At 69.7% G+C, this 17,780-nt stretch carries 15 protein-coding genes and 2 pseudogenes; 9 read left to right on the plus strand and 8 right to left on the minus strand.

Translation table 11 applies throughout. The annotated features are described in order from the left end of the window. The first annotated feature begins 45 nt into the window (after window positions 1-45). The gene (locus tag P0Y41_RS09810; protein ID WP_284063396.1) at window positions 46-1,071 is read left to right on the plus strand and encodes a threonine aldolase family protein; all 1,026 of its coding nucleotides are present in this window, start codon (window positions 46-48) and stop codon (window positions 1,069-1,071) included. A gap of 92 nt (window positions 1,072-1,163) precedes the next feature. After that, the gene (locus P0Y41_RS09815; protein ID WP_284061172.1) at window positions 1,164-1,688 is read left to right on the plus strand and encodes a TspO/MBR family protein; all 525 of its coding nucleotides are present in this window, start codon (window positions 1,164-1,166) and stop codon (window positions 1,686-1,688) included. 150 nt (window positions 1,689-1,838) lie between these two features. Here the strand turns inward: P0Y41_RS09815 and P0Y41_RS09820 are convergent, their stop codons facing one another. Continuing rightward, window positions 1,839-4,607: a GAF domain-containing protein gene (locus P0Y41_RS09820; RefSeq protein ID WP_284061173.1), complete on the minus strand. Its 2,769-nt coding sequence runs from the start codon at window positions 4,605-4,607 to the stop codon at window positions 1,839-1,841. A gap of 103 nt (window positions 4,608-4,710) precedes the next feature. Here P0Y41_RS09820 and alaS point away from each other — a divergent pair. The 5 genes and pseudogenes from alaS (at window position 4,711) to P0Y41_RS09845 (ending at window position 9,561) form a co-directional block, all read left to right on the plus strand. Continuing rightward, a pseudogene (gene alaS / locus P0Y41_RS09825) lies at window positions 4,711-7,478 on the plus strand (alanine--tRNA ligase). Between the two features lie 40 nt (window positions 7,479-7,518). After that, a complete protein-coding gene (locus tag P0Y41_RS09830) occupies window positions 7,519-7,776 on the plus strand; it encodes a DUF7964 domain-containing protein (RefSeq protein ID WP_490396653.1) in 258 nt (85 codons plus the stop codon). After that, window positions 7,773-7,934 (plus strand): hypothetical protein, encoded by a 162-nt coding sequence (locus P0Y41_RS09835; RefSeq protein WP_284061175.1) that lies wholly within the window; start codon window positions 7,773-7,775, stop codon window positions 7,932-7,934. Before P0Y41_RS09830 ends, P0Y41_RS09835 begins: the two co-directional genes overlap by 4 nt. A 52-nt stretch (window positions 7,935-7,986) precedes the next feature. Continuing rightward, a complete protein-coding gene (locus P0Y41_RS09840) occupies window positions 7,987-9,075 on the plus strand; it encodes an aminopeptidase (protein WP_284061176.1) in 1,089 nt (362 codons plus the stop codon). 333 nt (window positions 9,076-9,408) lie between these two features. Beyond that, on the plus strand, window positions 9,409-9,561 hold the full coding sequence (locus tag P0Y41_RS09845; RefSeq protein ID WP_159435754.1) for a hypothetical protein: 153 nt from the start codon (window positions 9,409-9,411) through the stop codon (window positions 9,559-9,561). 69 nt (window positions 9,562-9,630) lie between these two features. Here the strand turns inward: P0Y41_RS09845 and lrp are convergent, their stop codons facing one another. Continuing rightward, entirely contained in the window at window positions 9,631-10,089 is a 459-nt protein-coding gene (gene lrp, locus P0Y41_RS09850; RefSeq protein WP_284061177.1) for an HTH-type transcriptional regulator Lrp, read from the minus strand. A gap of 126 nt (window positions 10,090-10,215) precedes the next feature. On the opposite strand from lrp, the gene glnA reads away from it, so the two are divergent. Then, on the plus strand, window positions 10,216-11,595 hold the full coding sequence (gene glnA, locus P0Y41_RS09855) for a type I glutamate--ammonia ligase (protein WP_284061178.1): 1,380 nt from the start codon (window positions 10,216-10,218) through the stop codon (window positions 11,593-11,595). A gap of 218 nt (window positions 11,596-11,813) precedes the next feature. Here glnA and P0Y41_RS09860 read toward each other — a convergent pair whose 3' ends face one another. From P0Y41_RS09860 to P0Y41_RS09875, 5 genes are all read right to left on the minus strand, one after another. Further along, on the minus strand, window positions 11,814-12,902 hold the full coding sequence (locus P0Y41_RS09860; protein WP_284061179.1) for a phosphatase PAP2 family protein: 1,089 nt from the start codon (window positions 12,900-12,902) through the stop codon (window positions 11,814-11,816). A 9-nt stretch (window positions 12,903-12,911) separates the two neighbouring features. Then, window positions 12,912-13,331: a hypothetical protein gene (locus P0Y41_RS17830; protein ID WP_321170843.1), complete on the minus strand. Its 420-nt coding sequence runs from the start codon at window positions 13,329-13,331 to the stop codon at window positions 12,912-12,914. A 3-nt stretch (window positions 13,332-13,334) separates the two neighbouring features. After that, the gene (locus P0Y41_RS17835; protein ID WP_321170844.1) at window positions 13,335-14,234 is read right to left on the minus strand and encodes a YihY/virulence factor BrkB family protein; all 900 of its coding nucleotides are present in this window, start codon (window positions 14,232-14,234) and stop codon (window positions 13,335-13,337) included. 149 nt (window positions 14,235-14,383) lie between these two features. After that, window positions 14,384-15,211, minus strand: coding sequence for a YihY/virulence factor BrkB family protein (locus P0Y41_RS09870; RefSeq protein WP_284061180.1), 828 nt, complete (start codon window positions 15,209-15,211; stop codon window positions 14,384-14,386). A 107-nt stretch (window positions 15,212-15,318) separates the two neighbouring features. Further along, the gene (locus P0Y41_RS09875; protein ID WP_284061181.1) at window positions 15,319-16,434 is read right to left on the minus strand and encodes a tRNA (guanine(26)-N(2))-dimethyltransferase; all 1,116 of its coding nucleotides are present in this window, start codon (window positions 16,432-16,434) and stop codon (window positions 15,319-15,321) included. Between the two features lie 279 nt (window positions 16,435-16,713). On the opposite strand from P0Y41_RS09875, the pseudogene P0Y41_RS09880 reads away from it, so the two are divergent. Further along, window positions 16,714-17,048 (plus strand): annotated as a pseudogene (locus tag P0Y41_RS09880) (hypothetical protein); the annotation flags it as partial. A 37-nt stretch (window positions 17,049-17,085) separates the two neighbouring features. Here P0Y41_RS09880 and P0Y41_RS09885 read toward each other — a convergent pair. After that, window positions 17,086-17,766: a hypothetical protein gene (locus tag P0Y41_RS09885; RefSeq protein WP_284061182.1), complete on the minus strand. Its 681-nt coding sequence runs from the start codon at window positions 17,764-17,766 to the stop codon at window positions 17,086-17,088. Window positions 17,767-17,780: the final 14 nt, after the last annotated feature.

Here is a 17,780-nt window from a genome sequence, read left to right on the forward strand (position 1 = left end):
GCCGTGACCGGTCCGTATTTCTACGGCGAGAGCGACCCGACGAACATGATCGATTTCCGGTCGGACACGGTGACACGGCCCAGTGACGAGATGCGCGATGCCGCTCGCGACGCTGACGTCGGCGACGACGTGTACGCGGACGACCCCACGGTGAACGAGTTGGAGGCGCGCGCGGCCGATCTCGCCGGCATGGCGGCAGCGCTGTACGTCCCGTCGGGGACCATGGGCAACCAGATCGCGATCCGGACGCACACCGACCGTGGCCAAGAGCTGCTGTGCGACGAGCAGGCGCACGTGTACAAATGGGAGCTGGGCGGCATCCCGCAGCTCTCGCAGGTGCAGCCGCGCATCCTCGACTGCGGCGACCGCTGCGTCCCGACGCCCGCGCAGGTGCGCGAAGGGTACGTCGAGGAGGACCTCCACCGTCCCGGCACGGGGTTGCTGTGTCTGGAGAACACGCACAACTCCCGCGGTGGCGTCGCGGTCCCGAAGGCCGACATCGACGCCGCGGCCGACGCCGCACACGACCTCGGCGTCCCGGTTCACCTCGACGGCGCGCGGTTTCTCAACGCCTGTGTCGCGCTCGACGTCGACCCGGCTGAGCTGACCGAGCACGTGGACAGCGTCATGTTCTGTCTCTCGAAGGGGCTGGGCGCGCCGGTCGGGTCGGTGCTCGCGGGCTCCGCGGACTTCATCCAGCGCGCCCGCCGCATCCGGAAGTTGTTCGGCGGCGCGATGCGACAGGCGGGGATGATCGCGGCGCCCGGCCTGCTCGCGCTGGAGAACGTCGACCGACTGGCCGACGACCATGCCAACGCGGCCCGCCTCGCAGAGGGGCTGAATCGGATCGAAGGGCTGTCTGCGCCCGAACCGGACACCAACATCGTGATGGTCGACAGCGAGGCGGCCGGGCTGACGGGCGAAGAGCTCTCGGCGGCCTGCAAAGACGCCGACGTGAAATTCCACGCCTTCGGCGACCACACCTGCCGGCTGTGTACCCACCTCGACGTCGACGCCGACGACGTGGACGAGGCCCTCGACCGCATCGAATCGGCCGTCGAAGCGTCGTGAACTGGCCGGTTGACGACGCCTGAGCGGACGCTCGCCGGGAAACGCGGTCCCGCCCACGTTGCTTTATCACACCTGAGCGCGTCCACTCGGATATGACCGACTCGCCCTCCACCGTCGACCGCGCGGGCCCGCTCTCCGCGCTCGACGACCGCCTCGACGGTCTCGTCGGCCTCGCCGCGCTCGTCGTTCTCGTCAACGTCGCCGGCGCGGTCCCCGCCCTCCTCGGCGGGCCGAGTTCCGCGTGGTTCGAGGCGTTGACCAAGCCCGCACTCTACCCGCCGCCGTGGCTGTTCGGCGTCGTCTGGACGGCGCTGTTCACGCTCTCTGGCGCGGCGGTGTGGCTGGTGGTCCGAGCGGAGCCGTCGGGCGCGCGCCGTCTCGCGTTCGCCGCGTTCGTCGTGCAGTTCGTGTTCAACGTCGCGTGGACTCCGACGTTTTTCGCGTTCCAAGAGATCGCCGCGGCGCTGGGGGTCATCGTGGCCCTCGCCGTCCTGCTGGCGGGCACCGTCGGCGCGTTCGCCCGCGTCGACCGGCGGGCCGCGGCGCTGCTCGTCCCGTACCTCGCGTGGGTCTGCTTCGCGGCGGTGTTGAACTACCGCTTCCTCGTTCTGAACTGAGTCGGCGACACGACGCTCCATCGGCCGTCGGTTGTCGGGCCTCACCACGTCACTGCGCGGGTCGGTTGAGGGTCGCTCACGCTGTTGGTGCGCGGGTCGACCGAGGCGGTCGCTCACTCGCGTGGCTCGTTCGCTCGCGCCTCCGAGTAGTCACACCCCGCTGAACTCGAAGCGGGCACCGCCGTCCTCGCTGGCGGTCACGGTCACAGACCAGCCGTGCGCCTCGGCGATGCGCCGGACGATGGCGAGTCCGAAGCCGGTGCCGTCCTCCCCCGTGGAGATCCCGACTTCGAACACTTCCTCGCGACGGTCCGCCGGGACCCCCGGTCCGTCGTCGGCGACCGCGAACCCCGTGGAAGTCGCCTCCACGCGGACCGCCGGGGCGTCTCCGCCGTGCTCGATGCTGTTGCGAAACAGGTTCTCGAACAGTTCACGCAGGCGGTCCTCGTCCGCATCCACGTCGAGGCCGTCCTCGACCGAGAGCGTCGCGTCGCCGGTGTCGACGTTCCCCCACGCCGCACGGGCGGCGACCGCGACGTCCACCGGCTCCGTTTCGCCGACGACGCGCCCCTCGCGGGCGAGTCGGAGCAGGTCGTCGACGAGGGTACGCATCCGCTCGACGGCACCGCTGACGGTGGCGAGGTGTTCGACGTCGCCCGTCTCCTGGGCGAGTTCGAGATACCCCTCGGCGACGGACAGGGGATTGCGGAGGTCGTGTGAGACGACGCTCGCGAACTCGTCGAGCCGTTCGTTCTGTCGGCGCAGCGCCCGCTCGCGTTCGCGACGCTCGGTGATGTCGGAGTAGATGGCGTAGCCGCCGACGTTCTCGGCGCCCAACTCCAGCGGGACGACGTACATCAGGAAGTCGCGGAGACCGCGCGCCGTCTTGCGGCGACACTCCCGCCGCAGACTCTCGCCGCTGCGGAGCCGCTCGTTGAATTCGGTCGCCTCCGATGCGGCTTCGGCGTCGTCGGGGACGATGTACTCGTCGATGGACTCGCCGACCACCTCCTCGTCGTAGCCGAACGTGTCGGTGAACGCGGAGTTGACGTTCTGAACGACCGGCTCGCCGTCGACCAACTCGAACGAGAAGGCGGCGTCGGGGATGTTCTCGAACAGCGCCGACAGTCGGTCGCGCTCGGCGCGGAGGTCCCGTTCCGTGCGCACCCGCTCCAGCGAGACGGCGACGTGGGACATCAGCAACTCCGCGTGGTTGAGGTCGTCGCGCGTGAACGCGCCGGGGACGGTGGAGACTGCCTGGAACACCCCGACGTCGCCTACCGGGACCGACAGCCCGGATCGGTACTCCGGTCGCGCGGGCGCCGCGGCGTCGGTCTCGTCGACGTCCTCGATGAGCACCGACTCCCCGGACTGGAACGTCTGCCCGGCGATCCCTTCGTCGAGGTCCATCGGTCGGGAGCCGTCGACCGGGCTGCCGGTGGAGTCGGCCGCGGGGACGAGCTTGTCGCCTCGCTTGAGCGTGAGCGTCGACTTGTCGAACGAGAGGATCTCTTCGGACGCGCGGATCGCCCGGGCGATCAGCGCCTCCTCGTCGTCGGCGGCCGCGAGGTCGGTCGCCGCCTCGTGGAGCTGTTCGGTCACCCGGCGGGCCTCCCGGAGCGCCCGTTCCGACCGGATCCGCTCGCGCGTCGCCGTCGCGTACGACGTGAGCAGCTCCGCGAACTCCAGGTCGCCGTCGTCGAACGCGCCCACGGGCTCGGTGACGGCCTGAAAGACGGCGTCGCCGGCGAACGGCACCGAGATGAGCGAACGCGGTGTTCCGTCGTGCGACTCCGCGAACTCGCTGTCGGTGACGTCGTCGATGACGAACGAGCGGCTCTCGACGTGGCTCACCTCCATTGCGCCGAACCCGCGCGGGAACTCCCCCGGAAAGTCGGTGTCGGTCGTCGCCCGCATCGTAAACCGCTCGGCGTCGGCCGTGTACACACACGAGCGATCGAACGCGAGCACCCGCTGGGCGATCTCGACGACCAGCTTGTACAGTGCGTCCACACTGTCGGCGTCGACGAGTCGCGGAGCCGCCTCGTGGAGCTCGGTCATCACCCGTTCGCGTCGCGTCAGGCCGGCTTGGGCACGCAGGCGCTCGTACGCCTGTCCGACGTGCGTCGCCAACAGCTCCGCCAGCTCGCGGTCGGTCTCGTCGAACGCGTACGGCGTCGTCGAGATCGTCTGAAAGACGGCGTCGCTGCCGAGCGGGACCGAGATCCCCGACCCGGTTGCGTCGGAGTCGGAGATGTCTCGCGTCGAGATGTCGTCGACATGCAGCGTCTCGCCGCGCTGGAACGCCTGCCCGCTGACCGAGTCCTCGACGGGGACCCGTGGCCGGAGCCAGTCCACGTCCTGTGAGCGAGCGCGGACCACCATCTCGCCGTTCTCGTGGACGGCGATCGCGCAGTGGTCGAAATCGAGCACGCGCCGCGCCACCGCGATCGTCCGCTCGAACAGACTCTGGACGTCGTCAGCGGCCGCGATGTCGGCGGTCCCGGCGTGCAGTTCGGTCATTCGTCGCCGCGCCGCTCGCAGCTGTCGGCGCGTCTCGCCGTCGCACGCGCGGTCGATCTCCTCGACGACCCGGTCGGCGTCGGCCGTCCGCGAGACGTAGCCGTCGACGTACGACGCATCCGGGTCCGGCTCGCGCTCGGCGTACGCGACGAGCGACGCGGCTGTCGTCGACAGCGCCTCCCGGGCGTCCTCCGACAGCGACGCGTCACCGACTACCAGCACCGACTCCGGGCAGTGGGACCCGTCGAGTCGGTTATCGAGCGCACTCGGGGCGACGGTGTCGACCTCGCCGTCGGTGGCGTCCGCGAGCGCGTCGACCAATCCGTCGGGAACCGTCGCGCCGGCTGCCGCCACGACGAGGACGGCGGTCGACGGCTCCGCGACAGGATCCGCCATAGTTACCCAATGTTGTCGGTTCCCGATTTAAGAGTAACGGGCGTCGTTGCGCGTCGAACGCGGCCCGGAACCCTTTTGCGCGACGACGGGGCACAACGTGATAATGAGCGATCTTACCGCGGAGTACCGCCTCGATTACTTCGAGGAGGAGGGGTTCTCCCGCCGGGAGTGTACCTCCTGCGGGGACCACTTCTGGACCCGCGACGACGAGCGGGAGCTGTGCGGCGAGCCGCCCTGCGAGGACTACTCGTTCATCGGCGAGCCCGGATTCGACGAGGAGTACTCGCTGGAGGAGATGCGCGAGGCGTTCCTTTCGTACTTCGAGGACCACAACCACGAGCGCATCGAGCCGTACCCGGTCGCGGCGAACCGCTGGCGAGACGACGTGCTGCTCACGCAGGCGTCCATCTACGATTTCCAGCCGCTGGTCACCTCCGGGCAGACGCCGCCGCCGGCGAATCCCCTCACGGTCAGCCAGCCGTGCATTCGGATGCAGGACATCGACAACGTGGGAAAGACCGGCCGTCACACGATGGCGTTCGAGATGATGGCCCACCACGCGTTCAACGCCAAGGAGGAGGTCGGCGACAAATACGCCTACTCCGGCGAGGTGTACTGGAAGGACGAGACCGTCCGCCTGTGTGACGGCCTGTTCGAGGAGATGGGCGCGGACCTGTCGGAGATCACCTACATCGAGGACCCGTGGGTCGGCGGCGGCAACGCCGGTCCCGCCATCGAGGTCATCTACAAGGGCGCCGAGCTGGCGACGCTCGTCTTCATGTCGCTGGAGCAGGACCCGGAGGGCGACTACGAACTGAAGGACGGCAACACGTACTCCGAGATGGACACGTACATCGTGGACACGGGGTACGGACTGGAGCGGTGGACTTGGATGAGCCAAGGCACCCCGACCGTCTACGAGGCCATCTACCCCGACGCGATCGAGTTCCTGAAGAACAACGCCGGGATCGACCTGAGCGACGAGGAGGAGGAACTGGTCCGTCGCGCCTCCACGCTGGCGGGCCACCTCGACATCGACGAGGCCGAGGACATCGAGGCCGCCCGCGACAACATCGCCGACAAGCTCGACGTCGACACCGAGGAACTGACGGCCCTCCTCGAACCGCTGGAGAATATCTACGCCATCGCGGACCACTGCCGGACGCTCGCGTACATGTTCGGCGACGAGATCGTCCCCTCGAACGTCGGGACGGGCTACCTCGCACGGATGGTGCTGCGCCGCACGAAGCGCCTCGTCGACGAGGTCGGCGTCGACGCCCCGCTGGACGAACTCGTGGACATGCAGGCGGAGCGCCTCGGTTACGAGAACCGCGACACGATCCGCGACATGGTCCGGACCGAGGTCGAAAAGTACCGCGAGACGCTCGAACGCGGCGGCCGAAAGGTCGAAGCGCTGGCCGACGAGTACGCCGGCACCGGCGATCCCATCCCGGTCGAGGAACTGATCGAACTCTACGACTCCCACGGTATCCAACCCGACATGGTCGAGGAGATCGCCGCCGAACGCGGCGCGACCGTCGAGGTCCCCGACGACTTCTACGGGCTCGTCGCCTCCCGCCACGACTCCGCGCAGGCGTTCGACCGCGAGGACTCGGCCGACGAGCGGCTCGACGACCTCCCGGAGACCGAGCGGCTCTACTACGACGACCAGGACCGCACCGAGTTCGAGGCCGTCGTCCTCGACGTGTTCGAACGCGAGGGCGGCTACGACGTGGTGCTCGACCAGACGATGTTCTACCCCGAGGGCGGCGGCCAGCCCGCCGACCGCGGGACCCTCTCCAGCGAGGACACGACCGTCGAGGTCGAGGACGTGCAGATCCGCGGCGACGTGGTGCTTCACCGGACCGACGCGGACCCCGGGAAAGGCGAGTTCGTCACCGGCCAGGTCGACGGCGAGCGCCGCCGCCGGCTGATGCGCCACCACACGGCGACCCACATCGTCGGCTATGCGGCCCGACAGGTGCTCGGCGAGCACCTCCGGCAGGCGGGGGCTCAGAAGGGACTCACCTCCTCCCGGCTCGACGTGACCCATTACGACCGGGTGAGGCGCGAGGAGGTGAAGGCGATCGAGCAGGTCGCCAACGACCTCGTCCGCCGCAACCTCCCCGTGAAACAGGAGTGGCCCGACCGCCACGAGGCGGAGTCCGAGCACGGCTTCGACCTCTACCAGGGGGGCATTCCGCCGGGAGAGCAGATCCGGCTGATCCGCGTCGGCGAGGACGTGCAGGCGTGCGGCGGCACCCACGTCGCCCGCACGGGCGACATCGGCGCGATCAAGCTGCTAAAGACCGAACCCGTGCAAGACGGCGTCGAGCGACTCGTGTTCGCCGCGGGCGAGGCCGCCCTCGACGCGACCCACCGCACCGAGGACGCGCTGTACGACGCCGCCGAGGTGCTCTCGATCGATCCGCAGGAGGTCCCCGAGACGGCCGAGCGCTTCTTCACCGAGTGGAAACAGCGCGGCAAGACGATCGACCGCCTGAAAGAAGAGCTGGCGGAGCTCCGGGCCGCGGCGGGCGGCGAGGAGGTCGCCGTGGGCGACGCCGTCGCGGTCGTCCAGCGGATGGACGCCGACACCGACGAGCTTCGCGCCACCGCCAACGCCCACGTCGAGGACGGTCGCATCGCCGTGCTCGGGTCCGGCGACGGCGGCGCGGCGACGTTCGTCGTCGGCGTCCCCGACGGCGTCGCGGTCAACGCCGGCGAGGTCGTCGGCGAACTCGCCGGACGCGTCGGCGGCGGCGGCGGCGGCCCCCGGACTTCGCCCAGGGCGGCGGCCCCGACGTCGGCGCGCTCGACGACGCGCTCGACTCAGCCGCGGAGATACTCCGGCAGAAACTGGAGGTCTGATCCGCTTCCGATGTCGCTGATCGACGCGCTTCCGTACCCGATGAGCGCGGCGGCGGTTCGTGGTCTCACCGACTCCGAGCGGATCGTCGAAGCTCACCACGAGGTGATCGCCCAGCGATCGGGTACCGAGGTCGTGCCGGCAATGCTGATCACGACCGAGGCGACGTCGTTCGCCGTCGTCGAGGACCGCGCGACCGAGCGGTACCGCGTGTTGGCCTCGGGCGACCGCGACGACCGCGAGGACGTGTACGCCGAGCTTCGGGAGTGGGCGACCGAGCAGGGGTACGGGGGACCGTGAGCGACGACGGCGACGACGCGGCGGACCTGTCGGCGGCCCTGGACACGCTCGTCGAGCGACGCGGGCGCGACCGGATCGAGCGGCGGTGCCACGAGAAGGCCACCGAACGCGGCGGGTTCGACGGCGGTGTCGCGTTGCAGCGCGTCGAGGAACCCTGAACCGGCGGGCGGCGACCGAAACCCCTACTCCGCCGGACAGCAAGCGCGTGACATGGACCCGCGTATCCGCGAACACGCAGAGACCATCGTCGACCACTCCATCGAACTGGAGGCGGGCGACGATCTCGTCATCCAGCTTCCGGCCGAGGCCGAGGATCTGGCAGTCGCCCTCCACGAGTACGCCGGTGACATCGGCGCTAATCCGGTCTACCTGAACAACTCCCAGCGCGCCACTCGCGCGTACCTGCGCGCACGAGCGGACGACTTCGAGCTCCCCGACCACGAGTTGGCACTCTACGAGGCGGCCGACGCGTTCGTCATCGCCCGCAGCGGCGGCAACGTCTCCGAGAAGGTCGACGTGGACCCGGAGACGACCGCCGACTACAACCGCGCACGCCGGCCCGTCCAGAAGGAACGACTCTCCAAGACGTGGTGTCTCACGCAGTTCCCGACGCAGGGACACGCCCAACTTGCGGGCATGAGCACCGAGGAGTACGAGAACTTCGTGTACGACGCCGTGAGCCTCGACTGGGAGGCACAGGCGGAGTTCCAACAGCAGATGGTCGAGTTGATCGACGAGGCGGAGGAGGTCCGAATCCGGTCGGGCGAGGAAACGGACATCACGATGTCGGTCGCGGGCAACACCGCGCTCAACGACGACGGGAAGGCGAACCTCCCGGGCGGCGAGGTGTTCACCGCGCCGGTCAAAGACAGCGTGAACGGCGAGGCGTACTTCGACCTGCCGCTGTATCGGCAGGGACGGGAGATCGAAGGCGTCCGGCTCACGTTCGAGGACGGCCGCGTCGAGGCGTTCTCCGCCGAGCGCAACGAGGAGGTGCTGGAGGGCGTGTTCAACACCGACGAGAACGCGCGCTACCTCGGCGAACTCGGGATCGGGATGAACCGCGCCATCGACCGGTTCACGTACAACATGCTGTTCGACGAGAAGATGGGCGACACCGTCCACATGGCCGTCGGGTCGGCGTACCCCGAGACGGTCGGCGAGGGCAACGAAGTCAACGAGTCCGCCGAGCACGTCGACATGATCGTCGACATGAGCGAGGACTCCGTGATCGAACTGGACGGCGAGGTCGTTCAGCGGAACGGGACGTTCGTCTTTGAGGACCGAGAGGACGAGTGAGCGGCGGAGCGTACGCGATCGAACTGCGCGGGACCGCGACGACAAACGGAGCGGGCTGTGAGCGTGAACGAGTCCCCGGACGACCGACGTTCGAACGGTTCGTCGCGATTTTCGACCAGACCGACGACCGGATCGATCCACTTGAACTCACGGAGCAGGGCAGCGGTCGTTCTGTGCCCCCGTGTGCGACCAGCTCTCACCCGGTCGGTATTTTGACGCCGTTGCTAGTACAAGACGTCGAGTCTCCAACGTTCACGGAAGTGCGTGTACTAATAGGTTTCTCTCTGCGGTACGGTATCGGGATTTATGCGTGTGTGACCGTGTCACTCGAATGTGCCCAAGGTGAACTGTCCCGACTGCGGCCGTCAAATCGGGATGCACGAACTCGAGGCGAAGACGACGGCGCAGTCCGGTGGCTTCTCGACCCGGTACCGCTGTCCGTTCTGCCGGACGGACATGGAAAACGTGACCGAGTTCATCGTCTGAACTCGGCGGTCGGTCGACTCGGTTACTGATCCGGCGTGTTTTCGAACGTACGCGCCCGCGAGCGACTGTTCACTCCTCGACGTCGAGGTCGAACTGCGCGTGCTCTACGACGGTGTTGAGCACGACCGAGGTGTTCGTCTCGCGGATGTCTTGGTCGGCGAGCAGCCCCTTGATCCCCTCGTTCATCTCGTCGGTGTCGCGGAACTTCCCGATCGCGATGACGTCGTAGTCGCCGGTCACCTCGTAGACGGACACCATCTGCTTTTGCTCGCGCAGGCGCTCGACGATGTCCGGCAGCGAACTCCCCTCGACTTTCAGTTGGACGATCGCCGTCACGTCGTAGCCGAGTCGGTCGTAGTTTACCCGCGGCGTGTACCCGTCGATCACGCCCTCGTCTTCGAGGTCGCGGAGGTGATTCGAGACGGTGGTCACCGATACGTCGAGGTCCTCGCCCAGCGATCGGAGGCTGGCGCGACCGTTTCCTAAGAGCGCGTTGACGAGCTTGGCGTCGAGATTTTCGTACGTCATTACACTCGACCACGGGTGCCTCCCTTTAGAATTTGACGGATGTCCACTGCAGACGAGCGGAAGGGCGGAATTGCGCCGACCGTCAACTCCTATATACCGGGAGTGTATGGAGTCAAACGTCACAACATGACGGACGGTAACACCAAACCGGACGGCGGGCTCAGCGCCGCCGAGCAGGACGTCATCGACGAGATCGACGAGAAAGGTATCGACTTCCTCCGCCTCCAGTTCACGGACATCTTGGGGACGGTAAAGAACGTCTCCGTCCCGGCGACGCAAGCGGAGAAGGCGTTCAGCGAGGGCATCTACTTCGACGGCTCCTCGATCGACGGCTTCGTACGGATCCAGGAGTCGGACATGCGTCTCAAGCCCGACCCCGAGACGTTCGCGGTCCTCCCGTGGCGGACCCGCGACGGCGAGGAGGGCGGCGCGGCCCGACTCATCTGTGACGTGATCGACACGTCGACGGGCGAGCCGTTCGAGGGCGACCCTCGCCGCGTCCTGAAGGACGCGCTCGACCGCGCCGCGGACATGGGCTACGAAGTCAACGCCGCGCCCGAACCGGAGTTCTTCCTGTTCGAGGAGGACGAGGACGGCCGCGCGACGACGAAGACCAACGACGCGGGCGGCTACTTCGACCTCGCGCCGAAGGACCTCGCCAGCGACGTGCGCCGCGACATCATCTACGGCCTGGAGGACATGGGCTTCGAGATCGAGGCCTCCCACCACGAGGTCGCCGAGGGCCAACACGAGATCAACTTCGAGTACGACGACGCCCTCACCACCGCCGACAACGTCGGCACCTTCCGCACCGTCGTGCGCGCCATCGCGGCCCAGCACGACCTCCACGCGACGTTCATGCCCAAGCCGATCCCGAAGATCAACGGCTCGGGGATGCACACCCACATCTCGCTGTTCACCGAGGACGGCGAGAACGCCTTCCACGACGGCGACGACGAGTTCGACCTCTCGGAGACGGCCAAGCAGTTCACCGCCGGCATCCTCGATCACGCCGAGGCGCTCGCGGCGGTGACGAACCCGACGGTGAACTCCTACAAGCGGCTCGTCCCAGGCTACGAAGCGCCCGTGTACGTCGCGTGGTCCGACCGGAACCGCTCGGCGCTCATCCGCAAGCCGGCCGCGCGCGTGCCGGCCGCCTCCCGCATCGAGGCGCGCTTCCCCGACCCCTCGTGTAACCCATACCTCGCGTTCGCGGCGCTCATCCACGCCGGCCTCGACGGCATCGAGCGCGAACTCGAGTGCGACGACCCGGTCCGCGAGAACATCTACGAGTTCGACGAGCAGAAGCGTGAGGAGTACGGCATCACCACGCTCCCGTCGAACCTCGGCGAAGCGCTCGACGCACTCGAAGCGGACGAGGTCGTCCAGGACGCGCTCGGCGAGCACGTCGCCGAGAAGTTCGTGGAGGCCAAGTCCGCCGAGTACGACGAGTTCCGCGTCGACGTCTCCGACTGGGAGCTGGACCGCTACCTCGAGACGTTCTGAACGGCGACTGCCTCCCGATCGCTCGGGCTCCGGCAGCACTTCATATTCTTTTCCGGCGACTCGATCGACACCTCGCGCCGATTTGGGTTGTCCTTCACGCGAGTTTGACCGTACCGGACGCCGGTGTGAACGGTCCCCCCGCCGTTGAGTCGCTCCACCGGTGCTGGTGTGTCGCCGACGCGGCTCGCTGCCGCGGTCTCACGCGGTTCTCACTGTCGTCAGTCTGACCGGTCCGGACCGTCCGCGTCGGCGTCGACGCCCTCGGGGACGGCTGCCTCGGCCTCGGAGATGAGGTCGGCGACAGCGTCGCCGTCCGCGTCAGCTTCGGCCTCCCGCCTCGATCCGTCGTCCGGCGCGTCCGCGTCCGGTCCACGCAGCCGGCCCACGACCGTCGGCCACGCGACGACGAGCGCAACGCCGGCAAACGACAGGGGGACGACCGCGAGCAGGCGGAACGGGGTCGTGTCGGGGACGACGCCGAAGACGTACGGGAGCCCGGCCGAGGCGACGGCGTAGGCGCCCCCGAACACCACGCCGATGACGGCCAGCCCGGCGGCGGCGCCGGGGAGTCCGACCGGCGCGTCGTCGGTGCCGCGCACCCGCCAGACGGCGTACCCACCGAGCCCGCCGCCCACGACGGTCCCCGCCTCCAACACCTCGCCGCCGTGGCCGCCGGCAGCCGCGACGAGCAGCGCTACCGCGCCGAGCGTGGCCGCGAGGAAAAATGCCCGGTCGGGGTTCGGACGGAACCCAGATCGGGCGACTCGGTGGAACAGCCACAGGCCGGCGAGTCCCACTCCGACGCCGACGACGACGTCCGCGAGGTAGTGGACGCCGAGCGCGACTCGCGTGAGCGCGACGACGCCGATCACGAGGGCGGCGACCCCGCGACGCGTCCGCCGGTCGCCCACGTCCAAGAACGTCGCGAGTGCGCCGTACGCCATCGTCGCGCCGATCGCGTGGCCCGACGGGAAGCCGAAGCCGTCGCCCGTGGCGGCGTTGACGTAGGCGCCGGCGAGGAGTTCGGGGAGCCACAGCGGCGCGGTCGCGTCGCCGGCGCCGGGCGGCCGCGGCAACGCAAACAGGCTCTTGAAGCCGACAGTCACCGCCAGCGCGCCGAGTCCGACGGCGACGACCGTCGCGCCGACGCGACGGGGATTGGCGGCTATCCGACGGTCAGCGAGCCAGTACAGCAGCGCGAGCCCGAGGTAGAGGAACCACGCGTCGCCCAGTTGAGTGAGCGCCGCCGCGATCGGAACGATCCACTCTGGGAGCCCGAGTACCTCGCCCGTGACACTTCGACCCATCCGCTCACCTCACCGCCGCTCCCGGAGAGCGTCTACCGCCCGCCCGGGAACGGACACGAGGTTCAGCCCGACGCCGACGAGGACGAACAGCGTGTACAACCCGAGCGTCGAGAGGAACAACACGAGCATCGCGGCGATCGCAACCCATCCCTGGAGGAAGTAGAACGCGCCGAGCGTCATGACGGTGCCGTACAGAAGCACCAGATACGGTCCCCATCCGCTGGCGTGGCCGCGGCGCACCCGTCGCCGGACGTATCGCTTCAACTCGGCTTCCAGCGCCGGCTTCTCCACGGTCCTCTCGTCGATCGCGTCGAGGTCCGCGCGGATCTCGGCGACGCGGTCGTCCAACTCCCCGATGTCGGGCGCCGGGCGGCCGTCGTCTTCCTCGCCGTCGGCCGTCGTCTCGGCGCTCGCGGTCTCGCCGCTCATTCGTCACTTCGCACGCGTGTCCGTCCCTTTATCCTGCCGGTCTCTCCCGTCGGCGTCGCCGGACCCCTCCGCCGTCTTCTCCGGATCCCCCGCGAGCACGACGTTGACCACGGCGCCGACGAGCACCAGGGTCGCACCGAAGTAGAGGAACGTCACGAACAGCAGCACGGCGCCGAGCACGCCGTACACCGCGCCCTCGCCGTCGCCACCGGCGGTGAGATCGACGTACGCCTGAAACGCGATCCGAAGCGCGGTCCAGCCGACGCCGGCGAAGACGGCGCCGGGAACGACCTCCCGGAGGGTCACGTCCGTGTCGGGGAACACGTAGTACATCGGGAGGAACGCGGCGGTGAGCAGCGCCGGGAGCGCGAGGTAGCTCGCGGCGACCGCGACGACGCCGACGTCGACGACGGCGACGAGCGTCCCCAGTACGACCATCGCGCCGAGGCTCCCGCCGACGCTGACGGTGACGACGAGCGAGTCGCGGAGCTGGTTGACGAGCCCGACGGCGCCGTCGGTGCCGTACACCTGCGAGAAGGCGATGTCGAGGCCGCGAAGCACCTTCAGCGCGCCCCACAGCGTCAGCGGGAGGCTGATGAGCGTCACCGACCCCTGTCCGGGGCCGTCGACGAGCGCGGTGACGAGCAGCTCCTGACCGCTGTCGGTGAGCACGTCTGCGCTCGCGACGACGACCGCGCTCGCGAGCTGCTGTCCGCCCACGGTCACCGCGACGACAAGCGCCAGGACCGCCGCCGGCAACAGCGAGACGAACGCGTAGTACGCCACGCTCGCCGCCAGGAACGTGACGTTCTCCTCGCTCGCCCGCGCGGCGACGCCGCGGGCGAGCAACGCGATCCGCTTGAGCGACTCCGTCGCCCCCGCCGGATCGGGTTCCGTTTGCACGTCGGGCTGTACTCGCGACCGCGAGAAAAGCGCACGGTTCGTGTCGGGAGCGCGAGAACTGCGGTGCGATCTGCTCGACGACGCGTCGGTCGGTGTTCGACGGATCGAGCTGTGACCGATCGGTTCTCCCGCGTTCGCTCGCCCGTTCCTCAGGCGTGCCCGGCGAGCACCGCGTTCGTCGCCGCCCCCACCAGCACGAGCAGGTTCGCGGCGTAGAACCACGCGACGAGTACGAGGAGGCCGCCGAGGACGCCGTAGATCCCGACACCGGCACCGGCGGCGGCGGCGTACGACCCGAGCCCGGCCCCGGTGACCGTCCACCCGACTGCGGCGACGAGCGTCCCCGGGAGTACCTCTCTGCCCGACACCGGCGTCGCCGGGAGCGCGTAAAACAGCGGGAACAGCGCCACGGTCGACAGCAGGAACACCGCGACCGGGACGGCCGCGCGCACGAGCGATTCGTTGGTGTACAGCGACAGCGTCCCCGCCGCGAGCACCACCGCGAGGACGCCGAGCCCGCCGACGCCGAGCGCGAACAGCGTGTCGCGGACGCGAGAGAGCACGCCTCGCTTCTCGACGCCGTAGACGGCGGCGAAGGCGCGATCGTACCCGCGAAACAACTGCACGATCGAGAAGCACACGAGCGCTCCCGAGACGATGACGATCCCGCGCCGTCGCGACACGTCGACGATCGACGCCCGGAGGAACGTCCGCCCCCGCGGCGTTAAGAGTTCGCCCCCCGCGGTGACGGCTCCCGCGGCGACGACGCCGTCGCCGGTCTGCGTGACGAGCGCCGCCGCCAACACGGCGACCGGTAGGGTGGCGACGCCGCTGTAGTAGGCGAGACTCCCGGCGACGAAGGTGGCGTCGGCGGCGCGGACGGCCCGGACGACGGCCAAGGCGGCCGTCACCGGTCCGTCGATGTCGGACCCTCCGCCGTCGTCACCGCCCGCAGGGCCGCGAGCGTCGTTCGACACACCGGCCGGGTTGTCAGCCGAGGTCAAAGAGGGCGGCGGCCGAGGGCTCGGCGGCTGTCGTCGGCCCCCGTCTTCCGGGGCGTCTCACGCGGCGCCGTCGCGGACCCTCATCCGAGGTCCGCGGTCGCTTCGCGCATCTGCGCCACGGTCGCGTCGGTCTTGAACGCGGTCCCCGAGTAATGGGCGTGCGACGCCGCGAAGCCGGCCTCGCGCAGGGCGTCGACGAACTCGTCCATGCCGACGGCCGGCCGGCTCCACTGCTTGCACAGCCGGTGTTGGTCGTAGTGCGTCGGCGTGTCCAGCTCCGCGGCGACCGTGTCGAGCAGCTTGCGGGCGCGCTTCGCCTCGCCCATGTCGTCGGTCACCGCCGACTCGACGCGCGCGGTGAACTCGGGGTCGGCGACGCGGCCCAGCCAGATCGGGCCGGCCGTGACGACCCTGCTCGACCCGCAGCGGGGACACGACTCCGGCACGTCCGGCAGCCGGCCGAACTCGTGATCGCGTTCGAGACAGTCTTGGCAGTGGTGGACGAAGCCCAGCGAGTCCAGCGTCGCCGTCGCCTCGGTGGCGTTGGCCTCCAGTTCGAGGTAGGTTCGCGCGTAGTGACGCGAGCTGTGCGAACAGATCGGAACGGCCGCCTTGTCCCGGCTGGCCGCCCGGCGAACGAGCGCTCCGATCAGCACGCGCAGCCCCATCTCGGGGTGGTACTCGGTGTTCCGGGGGACGGTGTCGTACCGGCGGACGCCTGACTCGAAGTGGGCGCCACAAAGCGGCGCGGTGTCGGTCGCGGTGACACACAGGAGGTTCCGCGTGCCGGCGACGGCGGCGTCGACGAACGGCATCGGCGAGCCGTACGGGTCGACGTCGACCACGTCGTAGAAGCCCTCGTGCAGGAGCGCGTTCGCGTCGCGCTGGAGCGCCTCCCCGCCGTGGGACGCGAGGTTCCGACCCGCGAGCGAGACGGCGTCCTCGTCCACGTCGGCGGCCGTCACGTCCCATCCCTCGGCGGCAGCGCGGGTGGCGCGGACGCCCGAGGCGGCCATCGCGTCGAGGTACGTCTCCGCGCGCGGCTCGCGGTCGGCGTACGCCCGCAGCGTCGCGACCGTGATGTCGCGGTTCAGTTCCATCTCCGGGTTGTAGAACACCTCGTCGGCGCGGCCCTCGCTGGCGCCGTCGCGCGCGCCCTCGATCTCGACGGTGACGCCGCCCTCCGTGACCTCCATCGTTGCCGGACGTGCGCCGCCCGCGGGGTTAACTGGCGCGGAATCCGCGCGGTCGGGTCAACCGAGGCCACTGCGGTCTCGCGGGACCGAAGCGTTTTGCCGCGGCCACGCGAACCGGCGCGACGTGACTCGAGGCGACGGCGGCGCCGACCCGGACGCGACACCCGAAGCCGCGGCCGACGCCGACGCCACCGACACTGACCCCAATACAGCGGACGCCGACTCCGTCGCGGCGGACCCGGACGATCTGCGCCGGGCGCGCTCGCCGACCTCGCGGCGGACGACTGGCGCGCGGCGCTCGCGGCCGTCGGCGAGCTTCGGCCCCCGTCGTCGCCGAGATCATCACGCTTCACGGCGACCGCGGTCGCCGGGCGATCGAGGCGGTCGCCGAGGGCAGGGTGAAGCGGTACCGCGATTTCACCGTCGTCGTCGGCTATCGCGACGAGCACATCGTCGAGGACGGCGGCTGCGACTGCCGGGACGCCACCTACAACCTCGATACGTCCGACCCGAGCGAGCGCTGCTGGCACGCGCTCGCCGTCGACGTCGCCGAGCGCGTCGGCCGCGTCGACGACCACGACATGTGGTACTCCGAGGTCGTCGAGTTCCTCTGACCGACCCGCGGCGCGGCGGCTCCCGCCGGACCGTCGGTCACTCGAAGGACGCCGTTCGGACCGTGAGCCCGTAGTACACAGCGGGGGCGAGCGCCAGCGCCACCGCCGAGAGGACCGCCGCGGGCGACACCGACCCGGCGAACAGCGCGGCGAACAGGACGGTGACACCGAGGACGACGCCGCCGGCGACGGCGCCGAGCCGGGCGGTCGGCGTCGCGGCGAACCCGGCGGTTCGGGCGGCGATCGCGCCCGTGATCCACAGCACCAGCGCCGCCGCCGCGCCGAACGGCGTTTCGAGGGAGAGCCCGACAAGCAGCAGCGCTCCGCCGCCGACGGCGCCGGCAAGCAGGAGGACCCGGCCGTCGGGAAGCGCGCGGGCCGGCGCGTACATGACGGCGTATGTCCATGCGGGCGCAGCGACCAACAGTCCGAGGAAGGTGCCGCGAAGCGTCGCGTCGGCGGCGCCGCCGGTCGTTACCGCGTCGGCGACGAGCGCGGCACCCGCCACCGTGCCGGCGACCGCGACGGCTCGCGGCGGGAGCACGGTCGTCGGATCGTCGTCGTGATAGACCGCGTACACCGCGAACGGGTAGAGGAGCGCCGCACCGGTGAGCACAGACCGGGACACATCGCCCGTCGCCCACAGCGCGAACGCGCCGATGGGCGCGGCGAGGAGAACCCCGGTCAACAGCGCGAGTTCGGGAGCGCGGCGATTCACGGCCGCGGTACGGG

It is taken from the genome of Halobaculum halobium, assembly GCF_030127145.1.
Taxonomy (GTDB): domain Archaea; phylum Halobacteriota; class Halobacteria; order Halobacteriales; family Haloferacaceae; genus Halobaculum; species Halobaculum halobium.